Below are 14,843 nucleotides of genomic sequence, written 5' to 3'. Positions count from 1 at the left end.
GTAATCCAAATGAATCCCGTGACCTTTCTTCACACTTCTCAAGAAATCGGGAACGACTTATCCAAATGAAAATGGGAAAACAAAATGAAGCGCAAATGCAAGAACGATACCAATTATTATCATGCAAATAGTGTTGATTGCAGTGTCGCGCTTCATCACGATGATTCCGCAAACAAAGACGAATAGCTCTAGTATGGAGCGTACTTCAAAATAAATCCACCCATACACAAATGTCATATGAAACAAAACTGCAACAATTGCTGCTGAAATGGCAAGAGATACATGCCCCTTTCCTTTTGCATACCAACAAACAAACGCTAATAATGGAGAAATAACTGTAAATCCAAACCAAATCATTGCATAGCTTGCTGGGAAAAAGCCAGCTATAAAAGCAGAATATAAATAATAGCTTGTAATCATGCCGAGAAAAAACAAAAATACATTTATCGCCGCTCTAAATGGCGAATGACTGTAAAGTGATATACATAAAGCAATTAACACCCAAATAGAAAATCTTCCCAAAAAGTTTCTGATGTCTAAATATTGAACGATAAAAGGCAATTCGTTTGATGCAGTCGTATCGAAAAATTTTGAAGCAACCCCTAAAGCGATTCCAAAAATTAAAATAGCAAACGTATTTGTGATTTTTTTGCTTGTTGATATTTGCTTATCTACACGCCGAATACAATCTAAAAAAGACATATTGATCTCCTATAATATCCAATTGCCCGGCTTTTTAATTCCGTGATCATGATTGCTTTCCCATGTTCTACTGCTTATGTAGGACATCCTATTTCTTTATTTCCTTCCCTTGCATACGGAAAATGGCAATAATGTGGGCTATTTATTTTGACTCGAAATTCATAGCAGTCATCTTGGAGAGGAGCGAAAATATGGATACATACAAAAGGAGTAACGGTAGAATTGTTATTTGCCAGATGGTATCTTTGGACTCCCGGATTTTCATTTCTATACACTTGTATTTATGGCTCCTCTGTATCCAGAGAAGCGTCGGCTGGGGCTGCCAGGCAGTTTTTCTCCACTTGAAGGTCGGTAATGCCCTTTTTCTGCAGGAAATCGCGTGTCGCTGTGCGCAGGAGCGTATATACAACGGAAAAAAGTGGAACCCCCATTAAGATCCCTGGGATTCCCCACAGGTTTCCACACACCAGGATGGCAAGCAATACCCAAATGCCGGGGAGGCCGATAGAAGTACCCACCACACGGGGATAGATCAGATTGCCTTCTACCTGCTGTAGAATCACTAGGAAAATCAGGAACCAGAGGCAATACAATGGGTCGATAATCAGTAGAATAAATGCGCCGATTGCCCCTCCGAGATAGGCGCCCAAAATGGGAATCAGGCTGGTCAAAGAGACGATCACGCTGATGAGCAGAGCGTATGGCAGCCGGATGATACTCATGCCGAGATAGCACAGGCAACCGAGAATCAACGCCTCCGTCACTTGCCCAGTGACAAAGCCAGAAAAGATATTGCTGGCAAGGCTGCCCACGGAAATCACCTTTTGGGCCCGTTTGGGAGGCAAAAAAGCGTACAATACGCGCTTTAAATTTTTGATGAGTTTTTCTTTACTGAACAGCATGTAAACGGCAAAGATCAAGCTCATCACAAAGGTGAGAACCCCGGACGCGACACCCATTGTAGCCGTTGCAACAGACCCCACTAAGTCCGTTGTGACTTGGGAGGCCTGTGTGAGAAACGAAGTCCAATCGATCTGCATAACGGTTTCTTTCAGTTGATCGAGATCGAATTTGGTGAGGACCTCGTTTAACCAATTTGTAAAAGTTACGACATAGCTTGGAATAGCGGCTGTTAGAATTTGAATGGAATTGGCCAGCTCTGGAACGACAAAGAAGATAATTCCGCCTAAAATCAGGAATACTGCAATAAAGGAGAAAAGGACGCAAATGCCGCGGCCACACTTCCGCCAAATCTTTGAATTTTTCCGTTTTAAGAATCCAAAGATGCGATCTTCAAATAGCTTTAACAGTACGTTGAGCACAAACGCAACCGCAATCCCAAGCAAAAATGGGCTGAACAACGAAAACAAGGTGCTCAAAAAGGAGCCAGCCTGCTCCAAATGAAAGACGATATAGATTAAGGCAACTGTAAAGGTTACCAGCAACATCGCTGCTTTTATGGTTTTTTGCGAAAATTTGGGATCATCGATCCATTCCTTTAATTTCATACTCCATGCCTTCCTACACCTGAAATGTACGGATACGCCGCCTTATCCTTTATTCAATCACACTCTACCGTATTCCCCTATGGATGTCAAGTTATTCCAGTTAAGAAATCTAGACGGATTCTTTTCTAAAGTATGTTGCGCGCGAAGGCTTGAAAAAAGTGCGATTCAAGGATATGATGAGAGAAACAGGATGAAACATCCTTGTTATAGAAAGAAGGGGTTTTATGGAACTAATGGAAGCAATCCGTGCGCGAAAGAGCTACCGGAATCAATTTGAAGACACGCCCGTACCCCGCAATGATCTTCGAGAAATTTTGGAAGCTGGTGTGGCGGCCCCCTCGGGCTGCAATATGCAGACAACCCAGTTTATCGGAGTGGACGATCCGGTCCTTGTCAAGCGGCTTGCGGAAATCTACGGAAAAGAATGGGCCTTGACAGCGCCTGCAGCAATCCTTGTGTTAACCAAGGAAACAATGTCTCCGAGTGGCGTTTCCTACCATATTCACGATTATTCCGCAGCGATGGAAAATCTTCTGTTGGCGATCACGGCGAAAGGATATGCCTCTGTATGGGTGGAAGGACAGATCCGAGGCGAACGCGCCAGAGAGATGGGCCGCCTTCTCGGAGTACCGGAGGAACTCACAGTAGCGGTGTATCTGCCAGTAGGGGTTCCGGCAAAGCCCATGGCGGAAGCAGTGAAAAAACCTTTTGAAGAGCGGGCGTGGTTTAACGGTTATCAAAAGGAATCGTAGGGCTTTCGATTGACAGAAAGGTGGCGGATGGTATGAATAAATGGTTTTCTTATGCAAATGAATATGTAAAGCAGTCCGATTGGAAGGACTTTGCCCTGGTCAAACTCTGCCTGTGTTCTGCTGGGGTTATGATTGGAATATCGCTGACAAAGAAAGCAAAGAAACTGGCGGCGTTCGGGGCCATGGCTGTATTCATTGCCACCTATCTCCCTTTGATAATCAAATTTTTGAGGATTGTGACAGCGGGACAAACACGAAACAAATCGTTTACACGCTGAACACGAGGAAAGGAAATCTGTGACCATCGAGACTGAACGACTACTCCTATGTCTCTTGAACGCGCGGCAGCTACACCTGTGGTTTTCCGACCTGCCGGCCCTGGAACGTGAATGGGATTGCCATTATGATGGCGAGCCTGTAGAGGGCGTATTTCGAGAGATTGTGCAGCAGCAGTGGAAAATCACTTCCAGAGATCCACGAAACGCCCTGTTTCACAGCTTTTGGATTTTGCTGCGAAAGGCGGATCGCACAGTGGTAGGGACAATCGATTTTAAAGCGCCTCCGAATGCGCGCGGCGAAATAGAAATTGGTTATGGGCTGGGCGGCGCGTATGAGCGCCGAGGATATATGACCGAGGCAGTGAACGCTCTGTGCAACTGGGCGCTTCAACGGGAGGATGTCGAAAGCATCCTGGCAGAGACGGAGCAACAAAACCGCCCGTCACAGAGGGTCCTACAGCGCTGCCAGTTTATTCTGGAACACGAAGGCCCTACCCTCTGGTGGAGAAGAAAAAAATAATCGTGCGCGGCGGTTGTCTGGAAAGAGCTTCGGCCGCGCTATTTTTAGGGGAATAATCCATCAATTGCTGAGGAGATGTTTTTTCTAAATTGCGCTGTGAGGCATATAAAGAAAGTATTCGATTTTAGGAAGGGGCAGAAGACCAAACGAAAAGCGCACAGCCACCTGGCAGTCAGGTGATTGTGCGCTTTATCCCCTGAAGAGCGTTTGAAAAGAATATAAAGGGAAGATTTTTGATTTGGGTGAAACAACTTCTTCGCCGGGAACAAACGGTGCTTGGCCGGCGAAACTTCACTCGAATACAGCGGCCGTGTATCCCCTTATTTCAGGAGGAGCTCTTTCTTTTCCAGAATGGCTTCTACAGCCGCACAAGCAGGGCAATCACAATATTTTGCGCCAGCAGCTTTGATCTCGTTTGCATGTGTGACAATGCCTTTAGCGGTATCCGCGCCAAAGTACTGCATACCAGCGTCGGAACTAGCAAAGCCAATTAAATTGTCGATCGGCATGATGTCCGCTTCGAGCTCTGCTACATACTTTTTGGCCTCAGCAGATTCTTTTTCAGTCCCGATCGCGTCCAGCCATGCCTGCGCGGCAGCTTTTGCTTCGCTGCAACAGGTGGGGGCATTGATTAATTCACGCGTCTTTTCAACAACAACATCCAATGATTCTTTATTCATGATGGATTTTCCTTCTTTCTTATGAAATATATCTATATTCTAGCAGAATTCTTTCGCAATTACAATGCAAATTTACATTGTCAAAGGAAACTGCAAAAAAAAGGTTGACAAACCAACCGAATGTGGGATATATTGATACTAATAAAATTTCATAAGAAATCGTTGCTTTTAAGCATGATTTTGCGTAGATGGGGACGGAATGCATTCCTTTCGCCACAGAGAGCCGCCGGTTGGTGTGAGGCGGTGCGGAATTTGCAGGACATCGCCCCGGAGCAGGCGGCTGAACCCCTCATTTGGTGTAAGTAGGCGCGTCCGGTTTCTCACCGTTAGAGGAGAGTGTATTGCTAGATACACGTGAGCGGCTGCATTGTGCAGCACTTAGAGTGGTACCGCGGAGCTAAAATAGCCTTCGTCTCTAATAACAGAGATGGAGGCTTTTTGTTTTGTCTGCAAGAGGAAAACGATGTGTACAGGGTCTTTTGAAATAGGAATAACAGGAAGAGATTTGTCAGGAGGAATGGACTATGGTATTGACAGGGGCACAAATCATCATGGAATGCCTGCTGGAGCAGGGGGTAGACACGGTATTTGGGTATCCCGGCGGAGCGGTGCTCAATATTTATGATGCATTATATGAGTACCGGGACAGGATCAATCATATCCGTACAGCCCACGAACAGGGCGCGGCCCACGCGGCAGACGGGTATGCACGCTCCAGCGGTAAGACCGGCGTATGTATCGCTACATCGGGGCCTGGTGCAACCAATCTGGTGACAGGCATTGCAACCGCATATATGGATTCTGTCCCGGTGGTGGCGATCACCGGCAACGTCAATCTGGATTTGTTGGGCCTGGACAGCTTTCAAGAGGTGGACATCACCGGAATCACCATGCCGATCACCAAGCACAATTTCCTTGTCAAAGATGTTCACAAGCTGGCGGACACCATCCGGGAGGCATTTCGGATTGCCAATAGTGGGCGCAAGGGTCCCGTATTGGTGGATATTCCAAAGGACATCACAGCACAAAAGGTGGAGTTTCTTCCGCCAGTGCCACCGCTTCCGGAAAAGCATCATCTATTCCCGTTTGAGCAGCGTTTTGAACAGGCTATGCAAATGTTGGAAAAGGCGGAGCGTCCTTTTATTTATGCGGGCGGTGGTGTGATCGCATCGGGGGCATTTGAGGCTTTGAAAATTTTTGCAGATCGCCTGGATGCGCCGGTCTCGTGTTCTCTGATGTGCCAAGGCGGTTTCGATCAGACGGACGACCGCTACATGGGGATGCTCGGCATGCATGGAACGAATACGGCTGCGCTCGCGATTAAAAATTGTGACCTTTTTGTCGCTGTAGGTACTCGGTTTTCAGATCGTGTCCTTTGCAATGCAAAGCTGTTTGCACAACATTGCCCGATCATCCAAATTGATATTGACTCCGCGGAGTTCAATAAGAATATCGATGTGGATCTCAAGTTGAAAGGGGATGCCCGTGAGATTCTGGAAGAACTGAACCGCCGCCTGCCGCAACATGCACATCCGGAGTGGATGGACAATATTGCCGGATGGAAGGCCGCTTATCCGTTGCATCAGACGGTCTCTGATCCCGATGGGGTGACGCCGCAAGAGGTCTTGGAGACCCTCAGCGATTTGACCGATTCGAATGCGATTCTCTGTACGGATGTGGGGCAACATCAGATGTGGGCAGCACAGTTCTATCGCTTCCGGCATCCGCGGCAGCTTATCACTTCCGGCGGATTGGGAACCATGGGATTTGGCCTTGGGGCTGCCCTGGGGGCGCAGGTGGCAAACCCGGATACCCATGTCGTAAACATTGCCGGAGATGGAAGTTTCCACATGAACTGCAATGAGCTTGCTACCGCAGTAGCCTACAACATCCCCGTGCTGGAGATTGTATTCAACAATTCCGTTCTTGGCATGGTGCGCCAATGGCAGAAACTTTTCTACGACAATCGGTTTTCACAGACGGATCTCGATAAAAATACCGACTTTGTCAAGTTGGCCGAAGCATTTGGTGCAAAGGCATACACCATTCGGACAAAGGCGGATATTCGCTCGGTCTTGGAGCAGGCGCTTGCTTTGCGCGAACCCGTCTTGATCGATTGCCGGATTGATAAGGATGTCAACGTCCTACCGATGGTACCCGCAGGTGCTTCGGTAGAGAGCCCGATTCTAGAGATGTAAGGGGGAGGAGCGACATGACCAATACAGCTGAAAAGGAATATATTATTTCTATATTAGCCAAAAATAATCCTGGCGTTTTGCTACGGATCGCAGGGCTGTTTAGCCGCCGTTGTTATAATATTCTGAGCATCGTGGCGGCACAGACGGAGAACACGGAGTATTCTCGCATTCTGATTGTAGTACAGGGTGACGACCGCATTGTGCGGCAGGTCGACAAGCAGGTCAGTAAGTTGGTGGACATTGAGCAGGTGGATGTGCTTGACCCAAAGAACGCCGTTGTCCGCGAACATCTTCTCATTAAGGTGGAGCGTACCCTTCAGAATAGTGAAAAGTTGGTCGAGATGGCCAATGTTTTTCATGCGAATGTCCTGAGCGTTGAGACAAATACCATGATCTTGGAACTCACCGGCGACGCGACGACTATCAATTCGTTTATAGAGCTTTACAGCCCCTACCACGTTTTGAAGATTTTACGTACCGGCGCAATGGCCATGCCAAAATGATTGCAAGAAACTGGATGTAGATGTTCCGCATTTGCCCACAGGGAACCTTTGCATCCGGCAACCATACATAGAGCCGACGGCAATCACCGCGGCCCCAATTTAGATGACAGATGGGGGTAAAAAAGATGTTAACTTTGGATAAGGTCTATCATGCTGCATATGTATTGAAGCAGGTGATCCGAAAGACCGACTTAATCCCTGCGCCGCAGATCAACCCGGAGAGTGAAATCTATCTGAAGACCGAAAATCTACAGGTCACCGGTTCGTTTAAGGTGCGCGGCGCCTACTATAAGATTTCACAGCTTTCTGATGAAGAAAAAGCCCACGGAGTGATTGCCTGTTCCGCAGGAAACCATGCGCAGGGGGTTGCCTTGGCCGCTGCACGCAATGGTATTCCGTCGTTAATCTGCATTCCGGATGGCGCGCCGATTTCCAAGGTGGAGGCCACCAAGAGCTATGGTGCCGAGGTGGAATTGGTAAAAGGTGTGTACGACGACGCCTATAATCGTGCGGTAGAGCTTCAAAAGGAACGCAATTTGACCTTTATCCATCCTTTTAATGATCCGGATGTCATCGCGGGGCAGGGAACGATCGGACTAGAACTGCTCAAGCAGCTTCCCGATATGGATGTAGCGATTGTGCCTGTGGGCGGCGGCGGACTGATCTCTGGAGTAGCGTTTGCCATCAAGTCGCTGAATCCGAAGTGTAAGGTTTATGGCGTACAAGCGGCCGGTGCGGCCAGTATGAAATCCTCTTTGGAACAGGATGGGCCGCATTGCCTGACGGGGGTGTCCACATTCGCGGACGGCATTGCGGTGAAATGCCCCGGCGACCTCACTTATGAGATGTGTAGCAAATATGTGGACGGCGTTGTAACGGTCAGCGATGACGAGACGGCAACCGCTATTTTGGCGTTGATCGAACAGCAGAAACTGATTACCGAAGGTGCTGGTGCGGTTGCGGTTGCCGCGGCCATGTTTAACAAGGTGGATGTCAAAGGGAAAAAGGTTGCCTGTATCCTTTCTGGCGGTAACATTGATGTGACGATTCTGTCAAAGGTGATCAACCGTGGCCTTATGAAGGCGGGCCGTTCGGCTGAGTTGATTATTGAGATGATTGACAAACCTGGACAACTCAAGGAAGTCTCCGCATTGATTGCTGATCTGGGTGCAAATGTAGTCAGCGTTCACCATGATCGCGGCGGTGAAGACACCGACATCAACGGCTGTTACCTGCGTATTGCCATGGAGACGCGCAACTGGGCGCATGTTGAGCAGATTGAAAAGGCGATTTCTGATGCGGGTTATCACATTGTCCACCGCCAAACTGTCGGCTGAGTACGGTAATCATTTATTATCTTTGAAAGTGGAGATTGGAATTATTTCTAGAAAGAATTAAGAAAGAAGGCTTTTTTATGATGACGACAATTTCGACACCGAATGCCCCAGCGGCTATCGGGCCGTATTCCCAGGCTAAGGTTGTCAACGGGATGGTATTTGCCTCCGGACAGATCCCGATCATTCCCGCAACCGGAGAGATTGCCAGTGGGGATATTGCTGTTCAGGCAGAGCAGGTCATGAAAAATGTAGGAGAAATCCTCAAGGAGGCCGGCTGCGGTTATGAAGATGTTGTGAAAACAACGTGTTTTCTGGCAGAGATGGCAGATTTTGGCGCCTTCAACGCCGTATATGAAAAATATTTTACGGGCAAACCTGCACGTTCCTGCGTAGCAGTCAAAGAACTGCCGAAGAAAGTCCTTTGTGAAGTTGAGGTCATTGCAGTACAGAATTCCTGAATCATCTTGAAAACTTATATAAAGTAAAAAGTGGCTTATTAAGCATATAATATCAAAATAGAAATTTAATTCGTTATGAAAGTTAGAGGGTGTCCCAAAAGTCATGAGATGACGGAAGGATACCCTCGTTTTTTAGAAACTCAGATATTTTTCCAAATACAAAGAGGACGCCTCTTTCCTATGAATCTAAAAATTTGTAGTTTTGGGATACCCTCTTTGTTATATAATGTTGTAGCATATTATAACGGATTCTTTTTAAATTCTTTATATTTTATAGTATAATTATAAATAGTATTATTATATTTGATAAAATAATTATAAAGAGGTGATTCCAGTGGTTTAGTGAAAAAGTATTTCACGCTTGTCAATTTTTAAACACAGAAAGATGATTATGAAAAGGTCATTAAAAAGCCTTTTAGCAATTTTGGTATCCTTCATTATGTCTTTGGTCTTGACAGTTCCTACCTTCGCAATTCATACAACAGATGAATTTGCTGTCGATCACGGTATTTTGATGAGGGAAGTACAAATTGATCCATATGACTGTTTTCAAGTGGAATCAATTATTTCGAAATACCATGTTTGGCCAGAAACTGCACAAACAATCAGAATGTATGTTCAATCTTGCATGGATGGTTCCGGAGTTATTGTAAAAATTACTTTAACGATCCCTGCATTAACAACGAATCGGGCAAGCGGAGATGGTACAAGAACCTATAAAGGTTATGGGAATAAAACGTATTATGAAGAAATCATAACGGCAGAGTATGATTCACCCATTACAGAAGTAGGCGGTGGATTATGGGAAAATTATGTGACAGATACAGTCAAAGCTGTTGGGGAATATGCGATAAACAGTGCTATCAATACTTTGACAAAGGGAACATGGGCTATATCAAAGTTATTTGCCCCAAATGCGGTTCCAAGCGATCATTCTGTGTTGCATAGCGCGCAATTGCATGAGACCAAGACAGCAAAACATACTTATGTAGTTGAAGACGGGCAATATTATTTTGGGTCTTTGGTTCAACGTTCTTCGGGCCGTTTTCAGAACTTTATATTGGATGAAGATACACATAGAACAGAAATTGGAAAAGATTCCGTGTTAAGTCCTATCCAAACTCCAAACTACAATTCGCCGAATGAGAAAGCATACCATGGATATGTCTCTTCTGGCTGGGTAGAAACGATTGCCGGATATGAATATCATGGAGTTTATTTTAATTCTGTTGGTGCATAGTTGTGATCCACACTTTCAGAAAAAAGTTTTCTTGTAAATGGTGTTCCTGCTGCATAGCACTCTTTTGCATTTTAGCAGCGGCCGGGGGCTGGCTTTGGTTTTCGCGGCCGGTTACAGCCTCCCAGTATCTGCATGGTTGCTCTGTTTCCGGCGCTCAGGTGATCGATATGGCGACGCCGTCCGGAGGGCCTACTACCTTGCATGGAATCGCCACGGAGGACAGCAAGGAAATCCAGGAGCTCCTGGGCCTTCTGGACCAATATCCAACCAACCGCAAATGGGATTGGAGCTGGATGCTTGGGAAAGGCTTTGGCGATTACAATGGGAAAGACCCATACAGTTCCGTATGGGTGGTTCTATCCTTTCGGGACGCGGACGGCAAAGCCGGTTCCCTGCAATACATCGTTTCCGAAACGGGCCGCGTGCAGGTATTTGAACCCAACCGTTTTGGCGATGTCCCTGCGGGAGTCGGACGGTTCGGGACTGAGGGCGCAGAGCGGTATTTTGCGGCTCTTCACCAGTTCTATGGCCAGAAAGCGGACAGTCCGTTGTGGGTTCCTTCTACGAGAACCCATGGAGGGATCTGACAGGCAGAAGCAACGCATGATTCTGTAGAGAATGGGATAAAAGCCGGCCCCCGTTTCGTATACGTGAAAGGGGAGGCCGGCTTTTTCGGTTCCATTGAATACGACGGGGGCCATTTTGCCCAGCTTGTGTCCAGTGGGCATATGGATGGAATCTGGGTTTGGAGGAATCTGTCAAAGCGCCTTTCGCACAAGCGCTCTGCTCTGTGATAGTTAGCGTTCTATAACAAAGAATTGGAAAGATAGGATGGGAATCCAAGAAGATCAGCGGATGTTAGGGAATACTACAGGGAAACATAGATATTCAGGGCCAGTTGTTGTGGAAAAAGAGTGCGGACCTGCGCGGCTTCCCTCCAATTTTTCTCTGTAACCATTTCAGGCTTATTTACAGGAAATGGGAATACTTTCTATATTCCGCTGGCGGACCCGTCCAGGAAGGCGATCAGGACGAAAGCAACGGAAAGAAGAAAGAAAATCGGGTTGGCAGGTCCCCGCTTGACAGGTTTTGTAAAAGCGTGTTAAAATAAATTAACGATAAAGCGTGCCTTTTCCGCCGGGAAAAGGGAAAAGCGTTCCTGTTTCACACTGTAGGCCTTTGAAGGTGTGAAAGAGGGAACGCTTTTTTATTGCTAAAGGAGGGCTCATGTGGATTCCGTTCAGAAGCGTTTTATAAAATATGTTTCATTAAACATTTTTGGGATGATCGGGTTATCCTGTTATATTCTTGCAGATACGTTCTTCGTGGCAAAGGGAATCGGTGCGGACGGGCTGGCTGCCCTAAATATTGCGCTTCCGATCTATAATGTTGTCAATGGCATTGGTTTGATGCTTGGAATGGGCGGGGCAACGCGGTTTGCTATTTTGAAGGGCGAAGGGCAGACCGAGCATGCAGGAGGAATCTTTACACAGACGCTCTACGCAGTATTCTTGTGTTCCATTGTTTTCCTTTTAGTGGACGGATTTTTTTCTTCTCAAATTGCTACCTGGATGGGGGCGAATGGCGAAATCTATGACATGACGCTCATATACTTACAGGTGGTTCTTGCATTTTCACCGGCTTTCTTGTTAAACAATGTCCTGAACTGCTTTGTACGAAACGATGGAAATCCCAATTTGGCTATGGCTGCCATGTTGTTTGGCAGCTTGGGCAATATTGTTTTGGATTATCTCTTTATCTTTCCCTTGCAGATGGGGATGCTTGGAGCGGTGTTGGCTACCGGAATGGCGCCATTGATGGGTATTCTATTGCTATCTACGCATTTTATCCGGCATAAAAGTACCTTTAAAATAAAAAAACAAAGGCCGGTCATTATGGATATGCTCCGCAACGCCCGGTTGGGTATTGCTTCCCTTATCACCGAGCTCTCCTCTGGAACGGTCATTTTAATATTCAATATTCTGATTTTGGGGATTAGTGGAAATATGGGCGTGGCAGCCTACGGAGTCATTGCAAACATTGCCCTGGTCGTTTTGGCTATCTTTACAGGCGTCGCGCACGGTATACAGCCTATTATCAGCGACCATTTTGGAAGGGGAGAGTCCCAGGCGGTCAACAGAGTTTACCGGTATGCGTTGTGCCTGTGTATCGCTCTGGCAGTGGGAATTTATGTATTTTCCTTCTGGCAGGCAGATGCGATGGTGGCGCTGTTTAATAGCGATGGTGATCCACAATTGCAACAGATTGCCAATGAGGGAATTAAAATTTACTTTGTCGGATTCCTGTTTGCAGGAATCAACTTAATTACTGCGATGTATTTCAGCGCGATTGGAACGGCCAAACCTTCTTTTTTGATTGCCATTCTACGCGGTTTTGTGGTAATGATTCCTGCAGCGGTTCTTTTGTCGTCATTTGTACAGATGGTGGGAATCTGGCTGGCTTTCCCGATCACAGAGGCCATTGTGTGCGTCGTGGGCCAGTTAATCCGAAGGGCGTCCTTAAAAGAACAAGCTGCCCATTGGAGTGCCGTATAGGTTTGTCTTTCGGAAAGGTATACAGCCATCCTGCGGTATCTGCTTCATAACAAAAATGCCCCGCCGTGCAAGAGCGCTTTTGCTGGCGCTTCCGTACGCGGAGGCATTTAAATTCTAGTCCTTTTTTGTGCGGATACGAGCAACATCATGGGGCGGCGCATTTCGTCCTGCATGCCTTCGATTGACAACATATGGACCGGAGGCTGTGGCTCCACTACATGTAGGAGTTCGAATCCATTTATCAAAAGTCCATTGAGGTATGTAGTCAGGGTTTTGTGATATTTTCGAACGGTTTCGCCCAAAAAGATGGCTTGCCGCTCCCCCTCATAGAAATAATTGTCCACAGGGAAATGGAGGATGTTTCCATCCGCATCGTAGTACCAATCCTGAGATCCATATGCGGTAAAGACTGGGTGTTCTACGGAGAAAATGAAAACACCGCCTGCGGTCAAACAAGTCCGGACTTTTTGAGCCACCGCTTCAAATGATTCTACGTAGTGGAGCGCCAACGAGCTGAGCACAATGTCAAAGCTTTCCGGAGGGAATGCAATGTCTTCAATCGATTGATGCAGATAGGTCACTTCCGGATAGGCCGTTTTCTGGCGTGCAACGGAGAGCATCTTTTCAGACAGGTCAACGCCGGTGGCAGACAGGGCTCCTTGCTCCATGGCATAGATACAGTGCCAGCCATAGCCGCAGCCGAGATCTAAGACCCGTTTCCCTTTAAAGTTTGGCAAAAGCTTTTGCAAGGCCGGCCACTCGCCTGCGCCCTCCAAGCCCTGTTGCGAGCGGCTCATTTGGCTGTATTTTTCAAAAAAGGTAGGATCGTCGTATTTGCTTTGTCGCATGGGAACCTCCAAATTGAAGTGAATATGATAAGAATACATTTATTGTACCATGGATCGTGGAGAAAGTCATCCGGCCGGTATGTAGGGATGGCTTATAATTGAGGCGGGAGGAAACGTATGCGCCGCGTGATTTTGTACATTGCAATCAGCTTGGATGGATATATTGCCGATTTGAACGGTGGAGTCAGTTGGCTGGACTCTGGAGCGGATGCGGAAAATACAGAAGATGGATATGAGGCGTTCCTCCAAAAGATTGATACGGTGGTGATGGGATACAATACGTACCGCCAAGTGACAGAGGAATTGTCCCCGGGCAAATGGGTGTATTCCGGTATGATGAGCTATGTGCTGACCCATCGAAAGATGGATGATCTGCCGGAAATCCGATTTGTCCATCAGAACGTTGGGCGGCTGCTCCAAAGATTGAAGCAGCAAGAGGGAAGGGATATTTGGCTCTGTGGAGGTGCCAACGTCGTGGGACAGTGCCTTGAGCAGGACTTGATCGACGAGTTCCATATTACGATGATCCCAATTCTGTTGGGACGGGGAATCCCTCTATTTTGTACATTGGACCGTTCGATACACTTGAAACTGATTTCTGTGAAGAAGAATGGGAATCTTTTGGAGTGTATCTATCGTAGAGCGGGAAACGGTCAAAGGGAGGAAAGCGTATGAAGCGAATTGTTTTGATTGCGGGCAGTTCCCATACCGGAAAGACTGCATTGGCGCAACAAATATTGGAACGGTATGGCTATCCTTACCTGTCCATCGACCATCTGAAGATGGGGTTGATTCGAAGCGGGTATTGCTCTCTCACCCCAGAGAGTGATGACAAAGAATTGACTGCTTATTTATGGCCGGTCGTCCGAGAGATCATTAAGACCGCGATTGAAAACAGGCAACGTCTGGTGATCGAAGGCTGTTATATCCCATTTGATTATCCGTGTTCTTTTGAAAAGGAATATCTCGATGAGATTCAATTTGTCTGCTTGTGTTTTCAACGATCCTACATTGAAGAACACTTTGATGTCATACAAAGTTTCGCCAATGTCATAGAACAGCGCATCGATGATAGCGCCTGTACCAAGGAACAGCTTCTAAGAGAAAATGAAGAAAATCTTCGCCTTTGTCAAAAGTTTGGCCGTTCGTACCTTCTTCTCAAAGAACCGTATTCGATTGATCTGGATCTGCTAGAAGGGACCATATAATTAGAAAACCGCTTGCCCGGATGCTCCGGGCAGGCGGTTTTTTAATCCGTGTTTTC

General features: G+C 46.8%; 16 protein-coding genes and 1 other annotated feature. Of the genes, 12 read left to right on the top strand and 4 right to left on the bottom strand.

The window, feature by feature from the left end; genetic code table 11:
• Positions 1-57: 57 nt before the first annotated feature.
• Together B9Y59_RS11675 and B9Y59_RS11670 are read right to left on the bottom strand one after the other, a co-directional pair.
• Positions 58-702, bottom strand: a complete 645-nt coding sequence (locus B9Y59_RS11675) for a hypothetical protein (protein ID WP_085533617.1) — start codon at positions 700-702, stop codon at positions 58-60.
• Positions 703-983: 281 nt separating this feature from the next.
• On the bottom strand, positions 984-2,210 hold the full coding sequence (locus B9Y59_RS11670; RefSeq protein ID WP_085533615.1) for an AI-2E family transporter: 1,227 nt from the start codon (positions 2,208-2,210) through the stop codon (positions 984-986).
• Positions 2,211-2,434: 224 nt separating this feature from the next.
• Here B9Y59_RS11670 and B9Y59_RS11665 point away from each other — a divergent pair, with 224 nt between their 5' ends.
• Genes B9Y59_RS11665 through B9Y59_RS11655 form a run of 3 tightly spaced genes read left to right on the top strand, consistent with a single transcriptional unit; the run spans position 2,435 to position 3,760 of the window.
• A complete protein-coding gene (locus tag B9Y59_RS11665) occupies positions 2,435-2,962 on the top strand; it encodes a nitroreductase family protein (RefSeq protein WP_054323984.1) in 528 nt (175 codons plus the stop codon).
• 32 nt (positions 2,963-2,994) lie between these two features.
• The gene (locus tag B9Y59_RS11660; RefSeq protein ID WP_054323985.1) at positions 2,995-3,240 is read left to right on the top strand and encodes a hypothetical protein; all 246 of its coding nucleotides are present in this window, start codon (positions 2,995-2,997) and stop codon (positions 3,238-3,240) included.
• A 19-nt stretch (positions 3,241-3,259) separates the two neighbouring features.
• Entirely contained in the window at positions 3,260-3,760 is a 501-nt protein-coding gene (locus tag B9Y59_RS11655) for a GNAT family N-acetyltransferase (protein ID WP_085533613.1), read from the top strand.
• Between the two features lie 320 nt (positions 3,761-4,080).
• On the opposite strand, the gene B9Y59_RS11650 is transcribed toward B9Y59_RS11655, so the two are convergent.
• Positions 4,081-4,440 carry a hypothetical protein gene (locus tag B9Y59_RS11650; RefSeq protein WP_054323986.1) on the bottom strand — a complete coding sequence of 120 codons (360 nt, stop codon included), beginning with the start codon at positions 4,438-4,440 and terminating at the stop codon, positions 4,081-4,083.
• Between the two features lie 176 nt (positions 4,441-4,616).
• Positions 4,617-4,860: a binding site (T-box leader), on the top strand.
• A 104-nt stretch (positions 4,861-4,964) separates the two neighbouring features.
• Between B9Y59_RS11650 and ilvB the strand changes: the two genes are divergently transcribed.
• From ilvB to B9Y59_RS11610, 7 genes are all read left to right on the top strand, one after another.
• Entirely contained in the window at positions 4,965-6,638 is a 1,674-nt protein-coding gene (gene ilvB, locus B9Y59_RS11640) for a biosynthetic-type acetolactate synthase large subunit (RefSeq protein ID WP_085533611.1), read from the top strand.
• Positions 6,639-6,652: 14 nt separating this feature from the next.
• Complete coding sequence (gene ilvN / locus B9Y59_RS11635; RefSeq protein WP_054323988.1) at positions 6,653-7,141, top strand: acetolactate synthase small subunit; 489 nt, start codon at positions 6,653-6,655, stop codon at positions 7,139-7,141.
• Positions 7,142-7,266: 125 nt separating this feature from the next.
• Positions 7,267-8,478 carry a threonine ammonia-lyase gene (ilvA, locus tag B9Y59_RS11630; RefSeq protein ID WP_054323989.1) on the top strand — a complete coding sequence of 404 codons (1,212 nt, stop codon included), beginning with the start codon at positions 7,267-7,269 and terminating at the stop codon, positions 8,476-8,478.
• An 80-nt stretch (positions 8,479-8,558) separates the two neighbouring features.
• Positions 8,559-8,936, top strand: a complete 378-nt coding sequence (locus B9Y59_RS11625; protein WP_411655888.1) for a RidA family protein — start codon at positions 8,559-8,561, stop codon at positions 8,934-8,936.
• 391 nt (positions 8,937-9,327) lie between these two features.
• The gene (locus B9Y59_RS11620; RefSeq protein WP_085533609.1) at positions 9,328-10,176 is read left to right on the top strand and encodes a hypothetical protein; all 849 of its coding nucleotides are present in this window, start codon (positions 9,328-9,330) and stop codon (positions 10,174-10,176) included.
• Positions 10,177-10,343: 167 nt separating this feature from the next.
• The gene (locus B9Y59_RS11615; RefSeq protein ID WP_143255303.1) at positions 10,344-10,763 is read left to right on the top strand and encodes a hypothetical protein; all 420 of its coding nucleotides are present in this window, start codon (positions 10,344-10,346) and stop codon (positions 10,761-10,763) included.
• A 642-nt stretch (positions 10,764-11,405) separates the two neighbouring features.
• Entirely contained in the window at positions 11,406-12,731 is a 1,326-nt protein-coding gene (locus B9Y59_RS11610; protein ID WP_242967303.1) for an MATE family efflux transporter, read from the top strand.
• A gap of 107 nt (positions 12,732-12,838) precedes the next feature.
• Here B9Y59_RS11610 and B9Y59_RS11605 read toward each other — a convergent pair whose 3' ends face one another.
• Complete coding sequence (locus B9Y59_RS11605) at positions 12,839-13,579, bottom strand: class I SAM-dependent methyltransferase (RefSeq protein WP_085533604.1); 741 nt, start codon at positions 13,577-13,579, stop codon at positions 12,839-12,841.
• A 117-nt stretch (positions 13,580-13,696) separates the two neighbouring features.
• On the opposite strand from B9Y59_RS11605, the gene B9Y59_RS11600 reads away from it, so the two are divergent.
• Complete coding sequence (locus B9Y59_RS11600) at positions 13,697-14,254, top strand: dihydrofolate reductase family protein (RefSeq protein WP_085533602.1); 558 nt, start codon at positions 13,697-13,699, stop codon at positions 14,252-14,254.
• Positions 14,251-14,787: a P-loop NTPase family protein gene (locus B9Y59_RS11595; protein ID WP_085533599.1), complete on the top strand. Its 537-nt coding sequence runs from the start codon at positions 14,251-14,253 to the stop codon at positions 14,785-14,787. The genes B9Y59_RS11600 and B9Y59_RS11595 overlap by 4 nt, the downstream gene beginning before the upstream one ends.
• The last annotated feature ends 56 nt before the right edge of the window (positions 14,788-14,843 follow it).

The organism is Anaeromassilibacillus sp. Marseille-P3371, assembly GCF_900169665.1.
In the GTDB taxonomy this organism is placed as follows: Bacteria; Bacillota; Clostridia; order Oscillospirales; family Acutalibacteraceae; genus Anaeromassilibacillus.
This window is presented reverse-complemented; position numbering and strand designations above follow the sequence as displayed.

Excerpts from the sequence above, each read along its gene's own strand:
- B9Y59_RS11675 (WP_085533617.1), bottom strand. The coding sequence starts at position 702 with ATGTCTTTTTTAGATTGTATTCGGCGTGTAGATAAGCAAATATCAACA.
- B9Y59_RS11605 (WP_085533604.1), bottom strand. The coding sequence starts at position 13,579 with ATGCGACAAAGCAAATACGACGATCCTACCTTTTTTGAAAAATACAGC.
- B9Y59_RS11650 (WP_054323986.1), bottom strand. The coding sequence starts at position 4,440 with ATGAATAAAGAATCATTGGATGTTGTTGTTGAAAAGACGCGTGAATTA.
- B9Y59_RS11615 (WP_143255303.1), top strand. The coding sequence starts at position 10,344 with ATGGCGACGCCGTCCGGAGGGCCTACTACCTTGCATGGAATCGCCACG.
- B9Y59_RS11670 (WP_085533615.1), bottom strand. The coding sequence starts at position 2,210 with ATGAAATTAAAGGAATGGATCGATGATCCCAAATTTTCGCAAAAAACC.
- B9Y59_RS11600 (WP_085533602.1), top strand. The coding sequence starts at position 13,697 with ATGCGCCGCGTGATTTTGTACATTGCAATCAGCTTGGATGGATATATT.
- ilvB (WP_085533611.1), top strand. The coding sequence starts at position 4,965 with ATGGTATTGACAGGGGCACAAATCATCATGGAATGCCTGCTGGAGCAG.
- B9Y59_RS11620 (WP_085533609.1), top strand. The coding sequence starts at position 9,328 with ATGAAAAGGTCATTAAAAAGCCTTTTAGCAATTTTGGTATCCTTCATT.
- B9Y59_RS11625 (WP_411655888.1), top strand. The coding sequence starts at position 8,559 with ATGACGACAATTTCGACACCGAATGCCCCAGCGGCTATCGGGCCGTAT.
- B9Y59_RS11660 (WP_054323985.1), top strand. The coding sequence starts at position 2,995 with ATGAATAAATGGTTTTCTTATGCAAATGAATATGTAAAGCAGTCCGAT.
- ilvA (WP_054323989.1), top strand. The coding sequence starts at position 7,267 with ATGTTAACTTTGGATAAGGTCTATCATGCTGCATATGTATTGAAGCAG.
- ilvN (WP_054323988.1), top strand. The coding sequence starts at position 6,653 with ATGACCAATACAGCTGAAAAGGAATATATTATTTCTATATTAGCCAAA.
- B9Y59_RS11665 (WP_054323984.1), top strand. The coding sequence starts at position 2,435 with ATGGAACTAATGGAAGCAATCCGTGCGCGAAAGAGCTACCGGAATCAA.
- B9Y59_RS11595 (WP_085533599.1), top strand. The coding sequence starts at position 14,251 with ATGAAGCGAATTGTTTTGATTGCGGGCAGTTCCCATACCGGAAAGACT.